Source organism: Pelagibacterium montanilacus, assembly GCF_003992665.1.
GTDB classification, from domain to species: Bacteria; Pseudomonadota; Alphaproteobacteria; order Rhizobiales; family Devosiaceae; genus Pelagibacterium; species Pelagibacterium montanilacus.
On the sequence record NZ_RZMX01000015.1, the window covers coordinates 7,501 to 27,119 of the forward strand.

13 protein-coding genes are annotated in these 19,619 nt (G+C 64.8%); 7 read left to right on the top strand and 6 right to left on the bottom strand.

Going from position 1 to position 19,619, the window contains the following annotated elements; translation table 11 throughout:
* Positions 1–342 precede the first annotated feature (342 nt).
* The 6 genes from EO136_RS06715 (at position 343) to EO136_RS06740 (ending at position 10,892) form a co-directional block, all read left to right on the top strand.
* Complete coding sequence (locus EO136_RS06715; protein WP_127143698.1) at positions 343–642, top strand: YggT family protein; 300 nt, start codon at positions 343–345, stop codon at positions 640–642.
* Between the two features lie 547 nt (positions 643–1,189).
* Complete coding sequence (locus tag EO136_RS06720; protein WP_127143699.1) at positions 1,190–3,337, top strand: sodium-translocating pyrophosphatase; 2,148 nt, start codon at positions 1,190–1,192, stop codon at positions 3,335–3,337.
* 211 nt (positions 3,338–3,548) lie between these two features.
* Positions 3,549–8,300 (top strand): NAD-glutamate dehydrogenase, encoded by a 4,752-nt coding sequence (locus EO136_RS06725; protein ID WP_127143700.1) that lies wholly within the window; start codon positions 3,549–3,551, stop codon positions 8,298–8,300.
* A 117-nt stretch (positions 8,301–8,417) separates the two neighbouring features.
* A complete protein-coding gene (gene ppa / locus EO136_RS06730) occupies positions 8,418–8,948 on the top strand; it encodes an inorganic diphosphatase (protein ID WP_127143701.1) in 531 nt (176 codons plus the stop codon).
* Between the two features lie 106 nt (positions 8,949–9,054).
* Positions 9,055–10,458: a 3-isopropylmalate dehydratase large subunit gene (leuC, locus tag EO136_RS06735; protein ID WP_127143702.1), complete on the top strand. Its 1,404-nt coding sequence runs from the start codon at positions 9,055–9,057 to the stop codon at positions 10,456–10,458.
* A 41-nt stretch (positions 10,459–10,499) separates the two neighbouring features.
* A complete protein-coding gene (locus tag EO136_RS06740) occupies positions 10,500–10,892 on the top strand; it encodes a metallopeptidase family protein (protein ID WP_127143703.1) in 393 nt (130 codons plus the stop codon).
* A 27-nt stretch (positions 10,893–10,919) separates the two neighbouring features.
* Here EO136_RS06740 and EO136_RS06745 read toward each other — a convergent pair whose 3' ends face one another.
* The gene (locus EO136_RS06745) at positions 10,920–11,267 is read right to left on the bottom strand and encodes a hypothetical protein (protein ID WP_127143704.1); all 348 of its coding nucleotides are present in this window, start codon (positions 11,265–11,267) and stop codon (positions 10,920–10,922) included.
* 237 nt (positions 11,268–11,504) lie between these two features.
* Here EO136_RS06745 and EO136_RS06750 point away from each other — a divergent pair, with 237 nt between their 5' ends.
* Positions 11,505–12,662, top strand: a complete 1,158-nt coding sequence (locus EO136_RS06750) for a GGDEF domain-containing protein (RefSeq protein WP_127143705.1) — start codon at positions 11,505–11,507, stop codon at positions 12,660–12,662.
* Here EO136_RS06750 and EO136_RS06755 read toward each other — a convergent pair whose 3' ends face one another.
* The 5 genes from EO136_RS06755 to EO136_RS06775 form a co-directional block, all read right to left on the bottom strand.
* A complete protein-coding gene (locus EO136_RS06755; protein ID WP_127143706.1) occupies positions 12,663–13,487 on the bottom strand; it encodes a COG3904 family protein in 825 nt (274 codons plus the stop codon). It abuts the gene before it with no gap.
* Positions 13,484–14,938, bottom strand: coding sequence for a hypothetical protein (locus EO136_RS06760; RefSeq protein ID WP_127143707.1), 1,455 nt, complete (start codon positions 14,936–14,938; stop codon positions 13,484–13,486). Before EO136_RS06760 ends, EO136_RS06755 begins: the two co-directional genes overlap by 4 nt.
* Before the next feature lie 100 nt (positions 14,939–15,038).
* Entirely contained in the window at positions 15,039–15,344 is a 306-nt protein-coding gene (locus EO136_RS06765; RefSeq protein WP_127143708.1) for an ATP-dependent Clp protease adaptor ClpS, read from the bottom strand.
* Between the two features lie 82 nt (positions 15,345–15,426).
* Positions 15,427–17,253, bottom strand: coding sequence for a translational GTPase TypA (typA, locus tag EO136_RS06770; RefSeq protein WP_127143709.1), 1,827 nt, complete (start codon positions 17,251–17,253; stop codon positions 15,427–15,429).
* 180 nt (positions 17,254–17,433) lie between these two features.
* Complete coding sequence (locus EO136_RS06775; protein WP_246018284.1) at positions 17,434–19,560, bottom strand: putative bifunctional diguanylate cyclase/phosphodiesterase; 2,127 nt, start codon at positions 19,558–19,560, stop codon at positions 17,434–17,436.
* Between the last annotated feature and the right edge of the window lie 59 nt (positions 19,561–19,619).

A 19,619-nucleotide genomic window follows, 5' to 3' on the forward strand; every position in this document is an offset into this window, starting at 1 on the left:
TGCACACGGCTTGCATTCTGCAAGAGCCGGGTCTTGCAAGTTGCGACGCCGCGATAGTCGAGGCCTCTCTCCTTTATGGCTAGGCGCCGTCCATATTGGGCCTTCCAGCGCCCCGGCCACAAGATATGGCTCGGAAGGCGGCTGCACCGACAACTGGCACGGGGCTTGCTGCCTGTGGAGCGTATCCGGATCTTTGTGTGTTGCGTACCGGATGACCTTTGCAAGGCCCGCTCATCCTGCGTATCGGAGGCGGGCCTTTTTTTCGGTCGGAGGACCGGGCTTGCTGGTCCGCCTCCAAGCGACTAGAACGAACGCTGATACGTTTTTCCGGGGATAGCTTCGATGCTTTTTGGCCTTCTGCAGTTTGTCGATCTGGTGCTGAACCTGATCATCATGGTGATCATCGCCCAGGTCATCGTGAGCTGGCTTCTGGCCTTCAACATCCTCAACATGTCCAATCAGTTCGTGGCCACGATCGCGAACGCACTCCATCAGATCACCGACCCGCTCCTGCGCCCCATCCGGCGCGTTCTGCCCAGTTTCGGGGGCCTGGACATCTCCCCGATCGTGCTCTTTCTGGTGATCTACTTCATTCGCCTGGTCATCCTCTACCCGCTCATGGCCCAGGTCAGGTTTGCGTAGTCGAGGCTTGCGCCCTGGCGTTTACCCGGCCCCTTCGGGGACCCTCCCTGTATCCGCGAATGACGCCGCGGGGCTGATGCAGCCGGACGCGGACTGGGCTCCTCATTTCGGTCCGAGTCGGCGCCAATGCGCGATCCGCCCGCGTGGGCCCGCTCGAAGCCCGCGCTGACGATACGAGCGCTCTAAAAGACCGCCACGCCGGCACCTCCTGAAAAGAACCGCGCCAACCGGGCTGTCTGCGCCGCGCCCTTCTGGTTGATGCGCTGGGCGTGCCCGGCTCGGCCGTCAAGCTGGTCTTGGACCTGTCCTGCACCTACCCTCGCGATCCGCCGGCGCTTCCCCGTCCCTTGCCCCGGGGGTCGAAGAGACCGCCCGATGACCGGTGCTCAGGCGTCCCGAGTTTCCGTTTGCGTGAGGCCGGACGATCTGCCTATCCTTTGACTCTTCGGCGCCTCGCAAGGAGGCCGCCCGGAACCTGATCGAGGAGGGTCAGGGACGGGCGGAAGAGGGGCCGGCACCATTGAAGGAATGTGAGGGGGACTACGTTATGACGTTGGCCTTATGGCTGATTGCCGCCTGCGGCGTTCTGTCGATCGTATATGGGATCGTCACCACACGCACTGTCATGGCCGCCGATCCGGGCACCGCACGCATGCAGGAGATTGCATCGGCGGTCCGCGAGGGCGCCACTGCCTATCTCAAACGCCAGTACACCACGATCGCCATCGTCGGCGTCGTGATCCTTGTGGCTGCCTGGCTGCTTTTGGGCATTCACGCCGCCATCGGGTTCCTGGTCGGCGCGGTGCTCTCGGGCGCGGCGGGCTTTATCGGCATGCACGTGTCTGTACGCGCCAATGTGCGGGTGGCCCAGGCCGCCGCCACCTCTCTTGCAGGCGGGCTGGACCTCGCCTTCAAGTCGGGCGCGGTCACCGGACTTCTGGTCGCAGGACTCGGCCTTCTGGGGGTCACGCTCTATTTCATCTACCTCACAACCGCCGGGGGTTATGCGCCCACGTCGCGGGTGGTCATCGATGCCCTGGTCGCGCTGGGATTCGGGGCCTCGCTCATCTCGATTTTCGCCCGGCTGGGCGGGGGCATCTTCACCAAGGGCGCCGACGTCGGCGGGGATATGGTCGGCAAGGTCGAGGCCGGCATCCCCGAGGACGATCCGCGAAACCCCGCGACCATCGCCGACAATGTGGGTGACAATGTCGGCGATTGCGCCGGCATGGCCGCCGATCTGTTCGAGACCTATGTGGTGACCATCGTGGCCACCATGGTGCTCGCCGCGATCATCCTGCCCGCAGACCTGCAGGTGGCAGGCATGGTGCTGCCGCTCGCCATCGGCGGGGCCTGCGTGCTCACCTCGATCGCCGGCACCTATTTCGTCAAGCTCGGACCTACCCAGAACATCATGGGGGCGCTCTACAAGGGCGTTATCGCGACGGGCGTGCTTTCGCTGATCGTGCTCCTGCCGGTCATCTGGCTCGTCTTTGGCGGGCTGGACCGGGAAATCGTGGTCGGTACCTCGAGCTTCACACCGCTTTCGCTTTATTTCTGCGGCGTGGCCGGGCTCGTGATCACCGGGCTGATCATCTGGATCACCGAATACTATACCGGCACCGACCGGCGGCCGGTCAATTCGATCGCCGAAGCCTCGATAACGGGCCATGGCACCAACGTCATCCAGGGGCTGGCCATCTCGCTTGAGGCTACCGCCCTGCCAGCCCTCGTCATCATCGCGGGCATCATCGTAACCCATATGCTGGGCGGTCTGTTCGGCATCGGGGTTGCGGTCGTCACCATGCTGGCCCTTGCGGGCATGATTGTCGCACTCGACGCCTTCGGTCCGGTGACCGACAACGCCGGCGGCATCGCCGAGATGGCCGGCCTGCCCGACGAAGTCCGCCGCAACACCGACGCGCTCGATGCCGTGGGCAACACCACCAAGGCCGTGACCAAGGGCTATGCCATCGGTTCGGCGGGACTTGGCGCGCTGGTGCTTTTTGCGGCCTATACCCAGGATCTGGCCTATTTCATCGCCAACTCCGAGACCTATGTCTTTTTCGCCGACATGGGGCCGGTGAGCTTTGATCTCTCCAACCCCTATGTGGTGGCCGGGCTGCTGTTCGGGGGGCTTCTGCCGTTCCTCTTTAGCGGGATGTCGATGACCGCCGTAGGCCGGGCGGCCCAGGCCGTGGTGGTCGAGGTGCGGCGCCAGTTCAAGGAAAAGCCCGGCATCATGGAAGGCACCGAGAAGCCCGACTACGGCAGGGCGGTGGACATGCTGACCAAGGCGGCGATCAAGGAAATGATCGTCCCCTCCATGCTGCCGGTGCTATCGCCCATCGCGGTGTTCGTCGTCATCATGGTGATCGCCGGCAAGGCTGCGGCCTTTGCCGCCGTCGGGGCCATGCTGCTGGGCGTGATCATCACCGGCCTTTTCGTCGCCATCTCGATGACCGCGGGCGGGGGCGCCTGGGACAACGCCAAAAAGAGCTTCGAGGACGGGTTCACCGATTCCACCGGCGTTGTCCACCATAAGGGATCGGAGGCCCACAAGGCTTCGGTGACCGGAGACACCGTCGGCGATCCCTACAAGGACACCGCTGGCCCTGCGGTCAATCCCATGATCAAGATCACCAATATCGTGGCGCTGCTGCTTCTTGCCGTACTCGCCCACCAGGTGGGTTGAACTCTCTATCAGCCATTGAGAGGGGCCGGTCATGCCGGCCCCTTGCTTTTTGACATACAGAGCTCATCGCTGCGCGATCATGTCATTGAATTTGTTTTCATATTGGACATGAGCGCGCGATCGGCATAGTCTTGATCGCGTGTGGGGACGAGGCTTGCGGCGTCCTGGCGGAAACGCCGGAGAAGCCCGGTCGGGAACAAGAGGGCCAATCATGCAGACCGAGCGCATCACCGCGATCTGGGAAAAACGGATCGCCGAGCTGGGAGCCGCACAGCCGGGGCTGGCGGTCTTTTTGAACCGGGCCATCCATTCGGCCGACAATGAAGACCTTGAACTCTACAGCCGGCCCGAGCTCGAAGACCTGCTGACCCGGACCGCGAACCATATCGGGGAGCGCAAGGCCGGGCAGGCCGATATCCGGATCTGGGCCCCGCAGTCCGGGCCCGAGGCCACCACGGTGGTCGATATCTATTCGGCCGACACGCCGTTCATCGTGGATTCCGCCCTCGCCGCGATCCGCGCCGCCGGCGCCTCGATCCGGTTCATGGTCCACCCTCTGGTGCCCGTCGACATCTCGACCACGCCCTGGACCATTCTCGAACGGCCCGCCCCGGATTCGCGCAACGAAAGCATTCTGCACGTCCATATCGAAACCCCGGCCGACCAGAGCGTGCTTGAAGACATCGAGACCGAGCTTGCCCAGACCATGGTACAGGTGCGCCAGGCGGTGGTGGACTGGCGCGACATGCTCGAAAGGCTGCGTGGGGTCGTCCTCGCCTATCGCGAGCATCCGCCCCATATGCGCGAGCCGCTTCTCGCCGAAGCGATCCATTTTCTCGCCTGGCTCGCAGATCACAACTTCACCTTCCTGGGCATGCGCGAATACCGGCTGACCGGGGAGGGAGAGACCCGGCGTCTCGAGCCCGTGGACGGATCGGGGCTGGGAATCCTCGCCGACCCCGATTATCACTATCTGCGCCAGGGTCCCGATTTCGTCCACACCACGGCCCAGCACCTCGATTTCATCGCCTCCGACGATGCCCTGCTGATCACCAAGGCCAATCGGCGGGCTTTGGTCCATCGGCGCGTCCACATGGACTATGTGGGGGTCAAACTCTTTGACGAGGACGGGCGCACCACCGGCGAATTGCGCATTCTTGGCCTTTTTACCTCCATGTCCATCGCCACCCCGCACACCGAAGTCCCGGTGATCCGGCGCAAGGTAACCGAGGTCATGCGCCGGTCGGGGCTTGATCCGCGCAGCCATGCGGGCAAGGCGCTGATGAACGCCATCGACAATTACCCCCGCGAGGAGATGTTTCAGATCACGGAGGCGCAGCTTCTCGAATTCGCCTCGGTGATATCCACCCTGCCCGACCGGCCGCGCGTGCGCGTTTTGCCCCGCATCGACCGGTTCGACAATTTCGTCTCCATCCTCGTTTACCTGCCGCGCGACCGCTTCGATTCATCGGTACGGGCGCGGATCGGGGCGCATATGGCGGCCCGGTATGACGGGCGCGTCTCGGCCTTCTCGCCGGGCTTTCCCGAAGGTGAGCTGGCCCGGGTCCACTTCATCATCGGGCGCAATGGCGGGGAAACGCCCCGGCCCGAGCGCGAGGTGCTCGAGGCGGAGGTGACCGAGATCAGCCGGACCTTCGGGGACCGCCTGCTCGATGCGGCGCCCGATGCGGCTCTGGCCGCGCCCTATGCCCAGGCCTTTTCCGCCGACTATCAGCTGGCCCACACCCATGACGACGCCCTGGCCGACATCGCCGTTCTCGAAGGGCTCACCGACCAGTCCCCGCTGGCGGTGACCCTTGCTCCAGGTCGGGAGACCGCCGGCACCCTCTCGCTCAATGTCTACCATCGCGAACGCCCCATCCCGCTCTCGGACCGAGTGCCCATGCTCGAGCATTTCGGCTTCAAGGTCATCGACGAGCGCACCTATCGCATTCACCCCACCGGGGCAGCCGAGGCGTTCATCCACAATATGACCCTGGTCCCTGCCGCCGACATCGACCTTGAAGCCTCCGCCGGCACCATCGAGGCCGCGATCATTGCCGCAGCGCGTGGCGAGATCGAGAGCGACGGATACAACGGGCTGGTTGTGACCGCGGGCCTCGCGCATCATCGCGTGGTGGTGCTGCGCGCGCTCGGGCACTACCTCAAGCAGCTCGGCATCGCGTACTCCCAGCGCTATATCTGGACGGCGCTGGCCAGCCATCCGAGCCTGGCGCACGCCTTCCTGCGCCTCTTTGAAACGCTCAACGATCCCGACCACAAGGGTGATCGCGAGGCGGAAGCCGAGGCGCTCCGGGACGAAATCGCCACAAGGCTCGACACCATCGTCTCGATCGACGAGGACAAGATCCTGCGCCGCGTGCTCGACCTTCTCGAAGCGCTCGTGCGCACCAATTTCTATCAGCGCGATCCCGATGGCAGGCCCGCCCCCACCCTTGCGCTCAAGTTCGATCCCGCCCGGATCGAGGCCATGCCCGAGCCCCGGCCCTATCGGGAGATTTTCGTTTATGCGCCCCGGGTGGAAGGCGTACACATGCGCGGCGGCGCGATTGCCCGTGGCGGGCTGCGCTGGTCGGACCGGCCCGAGGATTTCCGCACCGAGGTGCTGGGACTGGTCAAGGCGCAGATGGTCAAGAACTCCGTGATCGTGCCCGTGGGCGCCAAGGGAGGCTTCGTGCCCCGCCAGATGCCGGCGGGCGCCGACCGTGAAGCCGTCTATGCCGAGGGCACCGCCTGCTACAAGCTCTTTGTCTCCGCGCTGCTCGACGTCACCGACAACCTCGCCCAGGATACGGTGATCCCGCCCGAAAACGTCTTGCGCCGGGATGGCGATGACCCCTATCTCGTGGTCGCCGCAGACAAGGGCACCGCTAGCTTTTCGGACACCGCCAACGCCATTTCCACCGCGCGCGATTACTGGCTGGGCGATGCCTTCGCCTCGGGCGGATCGGCAGGCTACGACCACAAGAAGATGGGCATCACCGCCCGTGGCGGCTGGGAAGCGGTCAAGCGTCACTTCCGTGAGATGGACATTGATATCCAGACCCAGGATTTCACCGTCGCGGGCATCGGGGACATGTCGGGCGACGTCTTCGGCAACGCCATGCTGCTCTCGCCCCATATAAGGCTGCTCGCCGCCTTCGATCACCGCGACATCTTCATCGATCCCGATCCCGACACCGCCAGGAGCTTTGCCGAGCGCCGGCGTCTCTTTGAAATGGGCCGCTCGAGCTGGGCTGACTACGACAAGGCGCTGATTTCCGAAGGGGGCGGCGTCTTCTCGCGCCAGTCCAAGTCCATCCCCCTCTCGGCCCAGGCCCAGGAACTGCTCGGGCTCTCCGGACCCAGCGCCACCCCGACCGAGATCATGACCGCCATCCTCAAGGCCAGGGTCGACCTGTTCTGGTTCGGCGGCATCGGCACCTATGTGCGCGCCAGCATTGAATCCGACGCCGATGCGGGTGACCGGACCAATGATTCCATTCGCATCACCGGGCTGGAGCTGGGCGCACGCGTCGTGGGCGAAGGCGCCAATCTGGGCCTCACCCAGCGCGGGCGGATCGAATACGCGCTGGCCGGTGGGCGGATCAACACCGACGCCATCGACAACTCGGCCGGGGTCAATTCCTCGGACCTCGAGGTCAATATCAAGATCGCCCTGGCCGAGCCCGTACGCACCGGGGCGCTTCCCATGGCCGACCGCGACGCCCTTCTGGTAGAAATGACCGAGCAGGTCGCGGCCCTGTGCCTGCGCAACAACTACCTCCAGACGCTCGCGCTCTCGCTCACCGAGCGCAGGGGACCGTCCGGCACGCCCGACCTCGCCGACCTCATGGCCGCTCTCGAGCAGGACGGCGAACTCGATCGCACCATCGAATTCCTGCCCGACGCCGAGGCACTCGCCGAGCGGACCGCGAGCGGCAAGCCGCTGACCCGGCCCGAGCTCGCGGTTCTGCTCGCCTATGCCAAGAACACGCTCTATGCGGCGCTTCTCGACTCCGAGGTGCCCGACGATCCCTATCTCTCCAGGGAGCTTTACCGCTATTTCCCCGCGACCCTGCGCGAGCGCTTCCCCGAAAGCGTGGAGAGCCATCGCTTGCGCCGGGAAGTGATCGCGACCGTGCTCTCCAATGCCATGATCAACCGGGGCGGGCCCGCCTTCGTGATCCGGCTCAACGCCATGACCTCCACCGATCCCGGCGCCCTGGCCTTCGCCTATGCGGCGGCCCGCGACACCTTCGACATCCAGGACCTCAATGCCGAGGTGGACGCGCTCGACGGCAGGATCGCCAGCGATACCCAGCTCGCCCTTTATGGTGAGATCGAGCGCCTGCAGGTCACCCAGGCGCTCTGGTTCCTGCGCAACGAGACCTTCAGCGGGGGTCTCTCGGACCTCGTCGCGCGCTATCGCGACGGCGCCGGCGTGCTGCGCGGGGCCATCGGAACGCTCGCCTCACCCTTTCTTTCCGGCGCCATCGCGGCCCAGGAACGCAAATTCGAGGCCGGGGGCACGCCCCCCGATCTCGCAAGACGCATCGCCCGGCTTTCCGTGCTCGCCCTCACCTCGGACATCGTTCTGGTGGCCGGCAAGGCCGGCTGCCCGGTCGAGGAGACGGCAAAGGCCTTCTTCTCGCTGATCGAGACCTTCCGTCTCGGTCGGCTGACCGAACAGGGCGCCGCGATCACCGCAGTAGACCGCTTCGACCGCATGGCGCTCGACCGGGCCATGGCCAATCTGACGCGCGCCCTGCGCGATCTCACCCGGGACGTCCTGGCCGCCGACAAGGGACCAATCACTGATCGGCTGGCCGCATGGCGGTCCAGCCGTGAAGGCTCGATCGCTAGGGTCGCGCGAACCGTGGCCGATCTCATTGAAGGCGATCTCTCGATCTCCCGGCTTTCGGTGGCCGCCGGGCTTCTGACCGATCTCGCCACAAGCTGAGGGGCATCGGGCAGGCCCTGCGGGCCCCCGGGGCCAATTGTGCTTGCAATCGGCCCCGCCGGTGGGCACAACGGCGCCGATCCTTCTCCTCCCAACCCCAAGGATTGACGAGAGCCCATGAATATCGATGCCATTCCGGTCGGCAAGAATCCGCCCGATGACCTCAACGTCATCATCGAAGTGCCGCTGGGCGGCGAGCCGATCAAATACGAGATCGACAAGGATTCCGGGGCGCTCTATGTCGACCGCTTCCTTTACACGCCCATGCGCTACCCGGGAAATTATGGCTTTGTGCCCCACACCCTGTGCGGGGACGGCGATCCGCTCGACGTGATCGTGCTCAACTCGCGCCCGCTCGTTCCCGGTGCGGTGGTGCGCTCGCGACCGGTGGGCGTTTTGTTCATGGAAGACGATGGTGGCCAGGACGAAAAGATCCTCGCGGTGCCGGTCTCAAAGCTCACCCGCATGTACGACGCGATCCAGGACGTGACGGACCTGCCCGAAATCCAGATCGAGCGGGTCAAGCACTTCTTCACCCATTACAAAGATCTCGAGCCGGGCAAATGGGCCAAGCTCGAGCGCATCGGCAATCTCGAGGAAGCCCGCAAGGTGATCCTTGAGTCCATGGAGCGCGTGAAAACCGGCTAGCCCCGTGCACGCTACTGTGAGCCGGGGCAGACCTTGACCGTTTCCCCGGCCCGGGCGTAGAACGGGCGGCCATAATCTGATCATCCGACGACTGGACCAAGCGGCCATGAGCAACAAGACGCTTTACGACAAGATCTGGGACGACCATCTGGTATCGAACAATGAGGACGGCACGTCGCTCATTTATATCGACCGCCACCTGGTTCACGAAGTGACGAGCCCCCAGGCTTTCGAGGGACTGCGTCTTGCCGGCCGCAAGGTCCGGGCACCCGAGCGCACGCTCGCGGTGGTCGACCACAACGTGCCGACCACCGATCGGTCCCTGCCCAATCCCGATCCCGAGAGTGTGGTGCAGATCGCGGCCCTGGCCGAGAACACGCGCGATTTCGGGATCGAGTATTATGACGCCTACGACATGCGTCAGGGCATCGTGCACATCGTGGGCCCCGAGCAGGGCTTCACCCTGCCGGGCATGACGATCGTGTGCGGTGACAGCCACACCTCGACCCATGGCGCCTTCGGCGCCCTGGCACATGGCATCGGAACCTCCGAAGTCGAACACGTTCTGGCCACCCAGACGCTGATCCAGTCCAAGGCCAAGAACATGCGCGTCACCGTCAACGGCTCGCTGCCGGACGGGGTCACCGCAAAGGATATCATCCTCGCCATCATCGGCGAGATCGGCACCGCCGGTGGCACCGGCCATGTGATCGAATTTGCCGGCCAGGCCATTCGCGAACTGTCGATGGAAGGCCGCATGACGGTCTGCAACATGACCATCGAGGGCGGTGCCCGCGCCGGCCTGATCGCCCCCGACGAAAAGACATTCGAATATGTGAAGGGCCGGCCGCGCGCGCCCAAGGGCGCCGCCTATGACATGGCCCTCGACTACTGGAAGACCCTCTACACCGACGAGGGCGCCCATTTCGACAAGGAAGTCGTGCTCGAGGCCGCCAATCTGCCCCCGATCGTCTCCTGGGGCTCCTCGCCCGAGGATGTCATATCGGTCAATGGCGTGGTCCCCGATCCCGAGGATATCGCCGACGCCAACCGTCGCGCCTCCAAAAAGCGCGCCCTCGAATATATGGGCCTTACCCCGGGCACCAGGATTACCGACATCAAGCTCGATCGCGTGTTCCTGGGCTCGTGCACCAATGGCCGGATCGAGGATTTGCGCGCTGCCGCAAAGATCGTCCAGGGCCGCACCGTCCACGAAGGCGTCAACGCCATGGTCGTGCCTGGTTCGGGCTTGGTCAAGGCGCAGGCCGAGGCCGAAGGTCTGGACAAGATCTTCATCGAGGCGGGCTTTGAATGGCGTGAGCCGGGCTGCTCGATGTGCCTGGCCATGAATCCCGACAAGCTCGCCCCCGGCGAGCGCTGCGCATCGACCTCGAACCGCAATTTCGAGGGCCGCCAAGGCTTCAAGGGCCGCACCCACCTGGTCTCGCCCATCATGGCGGCAGCGGCTGCCATTGCTGGCCATTTCGTCGATATCCGCAACTGGCAGTGAGCCAATCGGATCGGCCTGACGACCCATTGGACTGGGGGCCCATGATGGCCCCCTCTCTCGACGCGTTCGAGGGCCTTGCCGCTCGCGCCCTCCAGGAGTTGCCCGAACCGTTCCGCTCGCTGGCCGCGGACGTCATCTGCCTGGTAGCGGAATTTCCCGAGGACGAGCCGCTGCGCGATCTCGGGATCGACGATCCCTTCGGGCTTCTTGGCCTGTTCGAAGGCATCGGGATGACAGATGACGGTGCCGTACCCATGACCGGCCAGATGCCCAACCGGGTCTGGCTCTACCGGCGCCCCATCCTCGACTACTGGGCCGAACATACCGACACCCTCGGCGAGATCGTGACCCATGTGCTCATCCACGAGATCGGTCACCATTTCGGCTTTTCCGATGAGGATATGGATCGGATCGAAACGCAGGGTACCCGCTGACCACCGACGCGTCCCTAGAGCATATCCTCATCTGATTGAATCGGCACAGGATATGCTCTGAAGCGCCCCGGCCTGCTCGCGGGACATGATCCGGTAGTCGATCTGGCGACCGCTCGAAAGATCTTCGCCAACCACCACCACGAGGCCCTGATCCTTGAACGCCGTCATCCAGTTTTGCCAGTCGGCGAGTTCTAAGCCCCCCGTGGCGCGATCTGGCCCCTCATTGCCACCGGCATTGAGCGCATGCTGGTCGAAGGTGAGCTGAACGATAGCACGGGTTTCGCCGCCTGGCTCCCGCGTCTCCATCAGAACCGGATACCCTCCTCTGGCTTCGACCCATTGGCGGATATCATCTTCGTGTTCGAGAACTCTCATTATCCTGCTTCCTTTGCCATGAGGCGAAGACAACGCCGCGGCGCAAGAGAGGTTCAAACGATCCCTTCATGAAATACATGTACGCCATTCATGCACACAATTGTGTTAGAGCGTCTCCAAGAGAAACAGAAACACTCTGTCGGCTCGGAAACGCGAGAAATCAAAGACTTGGAGCTCTGTTCTGATTCGATCAGACCAAGGTGTGCTCCAGAGGCGAACCAGGGCACGGAGCGGATCATGAGCGGCGGGCTTTTCGTCTTGGCGATCAATCTGGCGGTAGGCCTGTTCTTCGTGATCGGGTTCCTCGCCATTGCGCGCCTCGAGACGTCCAACACGACGGCCTGGTGGCTGGCCCTCGCCTTCGCGCTGGGGGTCATGAACCCCATTGCGGAACTGGCGATCGCGGCGGGCTTTATGGCGAAATGTATCTGGGTCGGCGGCGCCCTGGGCTATCTCGGCGCCCTTCTTGTGGGCACCCACGCCCTGGGCATCCGGCTCAGGACCGGAATCGACCCCGCCGCCCTCGTGGCGTTCTTTTCGGTCTGCCTTGCCAACTACTATTTCCTCCATGAGGTCGATCGCGGCAGCTTCCTGCGCCACGCGCTCTATCAGCTTCCCTATGTGATCGGCTGCGGTCTCGCCGCCCTGCCTTTGCTCCGCGCGCCAAAGACAGGCCTCGTCGAACACGCCATCATCGTCATCCTCCTGCTTTCGGCCATCAATTTCCTCGCCCGGCCCATCTTGGCGCACGTGCTCGGCGGGGTCGGGGTGGAGGCCCAGAACTACGCGGCCACGCTCTATGCCATGCTGTCCCAGAGCACCGGGGCCGTCCTTTCGCTCGCCCTTGGCCTGCTGCTGCTTTTTCTGGTGGGCAGCGACAGCCTGCGCATCGCCCTAGCGCGCTCTGAACGCGATCCCTCCTCGGGCACGCTGAACCTTGGCGCCTTCACCGGACAGGCCGAATCGCGCCTTCTGGCCTTTGAAGAAGAGAGTCTGGACGCTGCCCTGATACTCTGCGCGCTCGAGCGCTCGGGCACCGCGCCGTTCACCCCGACCGATCTCACCGGCATCGCCCGCACCCTTGGCACCGCCTTCGGCGATCCGGCCCAGGTGCTGATCGGCCGGACGGGCCAGGATAGGTTTTCCCTTCTCGTGGGTAAGCTCGATCTCTTCGGTGCCCGCACCATCGCCGAATCGGTGCGTGAGGCCTTGGCCAGCGAGGGCCGGGCCAGGACCTGTTTCGGGATAGCCGGACGCGAGCACCTGGAATCGCTGGCGGAAATGACCCAGCGGGCGCATTGGGCCTTGGCCGAGGCGGAAAGGGCGGGCGGCAATTGCGTCCGCTTGGCCCCCAGCGCCGCCTTCATCGTCAGCCGGCCGGACACCCTGGTGTGATCACGCCGCCGCTTCGGCGTCCTCGGCGTCGATCAGCCGGTAGCCGCGCATTTCCTCAAGGGTGAGATAATAAAGCCTGTCGGGCGGTGTTTCGAGCGCATGGGTCCAAAGGGCCGGGTCGATCTCGCGGTCGATCAGATACCGGGTGATGCGGGCCGTCACCACCTGGGCATCTGACATCGCCTGGGCCGCACCGCCTGCACTGACGTCGCCCATGGCCGCGTAGATCTGGTGGACACCCACCGAAGCGCCCGGGCCAGCCTGCCGCCCCGCTCCGGCGGCAAGCACCAGCGGGCAGGATGACGCGCAAAGCGCACCATCCGCGACCCGCGTGTCAAAGCCATGATCCACGATCAGCGCCGCAATCGCGAGGGCATCCTCCACCGACCCACCGGGCGAATCGAGCGATATGGTTTCCACATAATCGCCGCGCTGCCCGACCTCCTCGGCAAAACTTTGCGCCGAGCCAATTGTGATCGTGCCCGTGAGCGAAAGAACCCCATCGGGCCCGAGAGCGATCTCGAGCGGGGCGGTCAACACCTCATGGGAGGTGCGGACCTGCTCGCTGGGCCGGAACTGGGGGGCGTCAGGATCGAGTTCGGGCCGGTCGACCGCCGGCAACACCGGCTCGGTGATCCCCGAAGACCCCGGCATTGTCTCGCCGCCTGCCTCGCCGAGCGCCATGTAGTCCATGGCCAGCACGATCCCCGTGCCGGCCAGCATGGTATAGAACGCGCCCTTCAGGATCGCGCCATCGTCTATCCCCGCCAGCCGCGCCAGAACCGAGAGGCGTCTGCGCGATTGCGCCTCAGCGGCGGTCTTCATTGGCCGCCCGGCCCTTCGGACCGCTTGCGCGGCTCGCGGCGCGGAAGTGCCGTGACCGTATCGTTGCGCGTTGCCCGGCCAGCCGACGGCTGCGCTTGGGGCCCGTCCACCGCCTCGACCGGTTCGGCCTCGGCCGGCCGGTCCTCGCGCGAAGCCTCATTCCGCGCCGGATCAGTGTCAGCCTCATCCTCCCTGGACGCCTCATCGTGCGGAGCATCGTCCCGCTCCCGAGCAGGGACATGGACCGCATCATGGATGGGACGTCCCGCCATCATCTGATTGTGGAGCGCCACGGCGCGCATCATGTCCGCAGCCGTGAGCGTTTCCGCGTCGTCGAGCGCGGAGGCGTCCCGCCGCATGGCGCTGTGCGCAACCGCGAGCAGCAGCACCAGAACCACGGGAATCAGATCGATGGAAATCGCCCCCGCCCAGGAGGGAAGGAAATCCCCCGCATAGCGCAGAACGGCTTCCGCGCTCGACAGGGGCACGAAGCGGCGCGGCTGCACCCGCGGCTGCTCGAGAATCTGGGTCGCCGCGCCGGCAAGCTGGGCCGACTGGGCTTCGACAGCGGCGCGGATATTGGCCATGGCCGCATCCTGCCGGACGACGAGATTCTGGCTCTGGCCGTCGGCGACAGGGGCGATGAAGCCCAGCGAAAGATCCTCTGCCGCTCGCTGCACCGAAGGAGCGACCGAGGTTTCCTCAAGCGCCGCAATGACCGCGGTGAGCTGCACGATCTCTGCGGCAAAGCTGTCGGCGCGCGGCTGAACCTGTCCGGGCCCCGAAACCAGCTCGCGCATGGTCGCCAGATGGGTCGACCCGGTCTCGAACAGGGCTGCCGTCTGCTCGCGCGAGACGGCGATCGATCCGGCGAGCGAATCGAGCTGGCTCGACATCTGACTTAGCAATTGCACCACCGAGCCAGCGCCGGCCGAACCGGTCAGCGCGCCGCCCTCGCGCTCCTGTGCACCGAGCGTCGCAAAGCGCTCGGATGCGCGCTGGACGTCAGGCAACAGGGACTGGGCAGAAAGCGCATTGGCGTGAGCGGCGTCGAGATCGCCGGCAAAGTCTTCGAGCGTGACGGCCATGTGCTGCTCAAGCGCCGCCGATCCGGCGAGCGCCGCAGCATTAAGCCATGAACTCATGGCCACGATCATCAGCGCGCCGAGCGCCATGACCGCGCCCATCACCAGCCGCTGGCTCATCTCGCGCATGAGCGGCAGGAGCCGCATCATGTAGCTCCAGAATACGTAGATGCCCACCGAGACCGCGGAAGAATAGATGATGGCGGCGAAGAAGACGAAATTGGCGTCTCCATCCAGGAGCCCGCGCACCCCGAGATAGGTATAGACGCCACTGGCCAGCGCCAGCACCGCCAGGGCGAAACGCGTCGTCGTCTCGAGACCCTTGATCGTCTGGCCGATACGTGCGGCCGAATTCTGGCTGGACATGGGCGAGCCCTCGCAAACTGCGGTTTAACGCGAGCTTAACAGTTACAAGCCGGCGAAATCGAGGCTCTCGTGTGAACCTGGGCCCAACGGGCCCGCGCGATCACTCTTCGGGTTCGGTCGTGAACATCAGCGGGAAACCCGCCTGCTGGCTGAGTGCCACCGCCTCGGTGGCCTTGGTCTCGGCCACTTCCCGGGTGTAGACGGCGATCGTGCACACGCCTTTTTGATGAGCGACCATCATCCGCGCATGGGCCTCGTCCACCGAAAGCCGGAAAACGGCCTTGAGAACGTCGACCACGAAGTCGCGCGGCGTGTAGTCGTCATTGACCAGCAGCACCTTGTGAAGGGAGGGCCGCTGGGTTTTGGGGACAGTCTTGGTCCGCTTGTCGGTTTTCGTGCCGGTCATCATCTGCCTGTGTAAGCGTTCGTGACGGTGGCTTCTTTCCAACGTGGTCGTCAATATAGCGCCCCGGCGGCCGGCTCGCAAATCAGCCGGCTGCCGCCTCGGCCTGGGCCGCACGCATGGCGCGCTTGCGATCATGGGGATCGAGATGGATCTTGCGCAAACGCACCGAAGCGGGGGTCACCTCCACATACTCGTCATCGGCAATATAGCTGAGCGCCTGTTCGAGGCTGAGCCGCTTGGGTGGGGTCAGCCGCACCGCCTCGTCCTTGGACGTGGTGCGGATATTGGTCAATTGCTTGCCCTTGAGCACGTTCACCTCGAGATCGTTCTCCCGGTTGTGCTCGCCAACGATCATGCCTTCATAGACGTCCACGCCCGCATCGATCAGCATCGGGCCGCGATCCTCGAGATTAAAGAGCGCGTAAGCCACCGCCTGGCCTGTCGCGTTCGAGATCAGAACCCCTGTCCGGCGCATGGGCAGCGGGCCCTTGAAGGGCGCGTATTCGTGGAACACGCGGTTGAAGATCGCCGTGCCGCGCGTATCGGACAGCAATTCGCCCTGATACCCGATCAGCCCGCGCGTGGGCACATAGAGCCGCACCCGCGTCCGCCCGGCGCCCGAAGGCCGCATCTCGACCAGCTCGCCGCGCCGCTCGGTGAGCTTTTGCACGACCACCGAGGAGAACTCGTCATCCACGTCGATGATCACTTCTTCCACCGGCTCGAACCGCTGGCCATTTTCCTCGCGGAACAGCACCTTGGGGCGCCCCAGGCACAATTCGAACCCTTCGCGGCGCATGGTCTCGATCAGGACGCCGAGCTGCAGTTCGCCGCGGCCCGCGACGTCGAAGCTGTCATTGTCATCTCCCGGCGTGACCCGGATCGCCACATTGCCTTCCGCCTCGCGCATCAGCCTGTCGCGGATGACGCGGGACTGGACCTTGTCGCCTTCCCGCCCAGCCAGCGGGCCGTCATTGATCCGGAACGTCACCGAGAGGGTCGGCGGATCGATCGGCTTGGCTTCCAGAGCCTCGGTCACCTGGGGCACGGCGATGGTGTTGGCGACGGTTGCCGTCTCGAGCCCGGCCAGCGCGACGATATCGCCCGCCTTGCCTTCCTCGATCGGCTCGCGCTCCAGGCCGCGGAACCCCAGAACCTTGGAGATACGGCCCTTTTCCACCGTCTTGCCGTCACGCGAAAGCGCATGGACGGTATCGCCGGGCCTGACCGTGCCCGAATGCACGCGCCCGGTCAGGATACGGCCCAGGAACGGATTGCGCTCGATGGTGGTGACCAGCATCTGGAACGGGCCTTCTTCGACCTTGGGCTCGGAAAAGTGCTCGAGCACCTTGTCGAGCAGCGGCCCCATGGTCTCCTTGGGCCCCTCGGGCTCCTCGGCCATCCAGCCCTGCTTGGCAGAACCATAGAGAACCGGGAAATCGAGCTGCTCTGGGGTCGCATCCAGCGACACGAACAGATCGAAGATCTCGTCGAGCACCTCGTTGTGGCGCTCTTCTGGCTTGTCGATCTTGTTGATCGCAACGATGGGTCGAAGCCCGATCTTGAGGGCTTTGGAGAGAACGAACTTGGTCTGGGGCATCGGCCCCTCGGCCGCGTCCACAAGGATCACCGCGCCGTCGACCATCGAAAGGATACGCTCCACCTCGCCGCCGAAATCGGCGTGGCCCGGGGTATCGACGATATTGATGCGCGCGTCCTGCCAGTTGAGCGACGTCACCTTGGCCAGAATGGTGATGCCCCGTTCCTTTTCCAGGTCGTTGGAGTCCATGGCCCGTTCGTCGACCTTCTGGTTGTCGCGGAAGGTGCCGGATTGGCGCAGGAGCACGTCGATCAGGGTCGTTTTGCCATGGTCGACGTGTGCAATGATCGCAATATTGCGCAAGGTCATGAGGGGGCCAGCCATTTCGGGAGTTTTCAAATGTTGGCTGCCCATACCCCAGCCCGGCCCGGTAAACAAGGAAAAACACTGCAGGGCAGGGTTGCGCGCCCGCACGCCGATGCCTTTGCGCGCGCCCCGACCCGTTGATGACCTCCTAAGCAGTCGAGGAATTGATGCGCCCCGTGCGCGTCAGCCCGCGCGCGTCAAATTGGCGGCTTGGACCCGGCGGCCTGCCCGGATCATCGCGGAGATTTCGCTCGCGCCGACCGGCGGGGAATGGAAAAAGCCCTGCACCTGGGTGCACCCCTCGGCACGCACCACCGCGAGCTGCTCGGCGGTCTCCACCCCCTCGGCCACCGTGGTCATCCCAAGGCTGGTGCCCAGGCCGATCATGGCCTTGACGATCGCGCGGCTTTCCGGCCGCGAGGCGATATCGCCCATAAAGGCGCGGTCGATCTTGATCTTGTCGAAGGGAAACGCCCGCAGATAGGAGAGCGAGGAATACCCCGTGCCGAAGTCGTCCATGGCAACGCGCGTGCCGAGCGCGCGCAGCGCGAACAGCGTCTCGATATTGGCGATGCTGTTGTCCAGCAGGAGAGACTCGGTGATCTCGAGTTCGAGCCGTTCAGGCGCGAGCCCGGAGGACGAGAGCGCCGAGCGCACCGCCTCGACGAGCCCGGGCCGTTTGAACTGGAGCGGGGAGAGATTGACCGCCACCTGCAGGGGCGCGGGCCACTCGGCCGCCGTTCTTGTGGCTTCGAGAAGCACCCAGGCCCCGATGTCGTGGATGGCGCCTGTGTCCTCGGCCACTGTAATGAATTCCGAGGGCGCGATCGCGCCGAGCGTGGGATGGGACCAGCGCAACAGCGCCTCGGCGCCCACGATGGTGTCGGTGGCAAGGGCGATGAGCGGCTGGAAGACCAGCGAGAGCTCGCCCCGCTCCACCGCGTCGCGCAGCCCGGTCTCGAGCAGACGCCGGCGCTGCAGGCTCGCATCCATACCCGCCTCGAAGAAATTATAGGTCGCGCGGCCCTCGCTCTTGGCCCGCAACAGGGCGAGATCGGCATTGTTCATCAACGCGTCCGCACTCTGGCCATCCCCCGGGGCGACCGCGATCCCGACCGAGGCCGAGAGCACCGCGCTCCTTGCTCCGAACATATAGGGCTTTGAAAGCACCTTGACGGCCCGGCGCGCGACATCGGCGGCGCGCCGGGGATTGCCCTCGGTCAGAAGCACCGCGAATTCGTCACCTCCGAGCCGCGCCACCATGCCCTCGGCCCCGATCAACTGGCTGAGCCGCTGGCCCGCTTCCACCAGGACGCGGTCGCCCAGCGAATGGCCGTCGGCGTCGTTGATGGCCTTGAAATTATCGAGGTTGATCGAAAGCAGGCAGAAACTGCGCCCCGCTGCCGGGCCGGCCAGAGCCTTTTCGATCTCCTCGCGGAACAGCGCCCTGTTGGGCAGGTCGGTCAGTGCGTCGTGGGTCGCCATATGGCGCATGCGCGCCTCGGCGGCCAGCTGCTCGGTGATGTCCTCATGGGTCGTCACCACGCCGCCGCCCCGCAAGGGCTGGTGGCGCAGGGAGAGATAGGTGCCGCTCGCGGTCTTGATGACCTCGCGCACGAACCGGCCCCCGGCCATGATCGCGCGACGCTCGGCCAGAAAATCGTCCCGGTCCACCGGCGCGTGGCGTCCCGTCGCGATCCGGTGGTCGATGATCGTGGCGTAAGCGGTCCCCCGGGCCCCCATCTCCTCGGAGAGCCCGTACATTTCCCGGAACGCCCGGTTGCAGGTCACCAGCCGGAACTGGGCATCGAACATCGATACCCCGTGGCTGATATTGTTGATGGTGGCATCCACGAGCGCATATTGCAGTTCGAGCTCGCGCTTGCGCTCGGCGAGCATGTCCGAGCGGGCGATTTCCTCGGTCACATCCTCATGGGTGACCACCCAGCCCAGCCCCTGGGCATAGACATGGGCGGTCTCGAGCGTGCGCCCGCCGGCCGCCAGTTCATGGCTGATCGCCCGCAGCCCGGCGCGATTGGAAAGCAGTTGCTGGCGATAGGAGGCAAAGAACACGTCCGGGTCGAGATCGGGATGGTTGCCCATCCTGCAGCTCAGCGCCACGACATCGCGCAAATTCATCCCGCGTACGATCGTGGCGCGTGGAAAGCCGTAGATGTCGAGATAGCGCTGGTTCCAGAGCAGCAGCGAGAAATCCGGGCTCCAGACGCAAAAGCCGAACGGAATGGTCTGAAGCGCCGCTTCGAGAAGGAGCGCCTCACCAGACCGGCCGGCTTCCGGTTCATGCACCATCACGAAGACACTCCTGAGACGCTGTCGGCGCCCAGAACCCTACGCTCCCCGCTTTAATG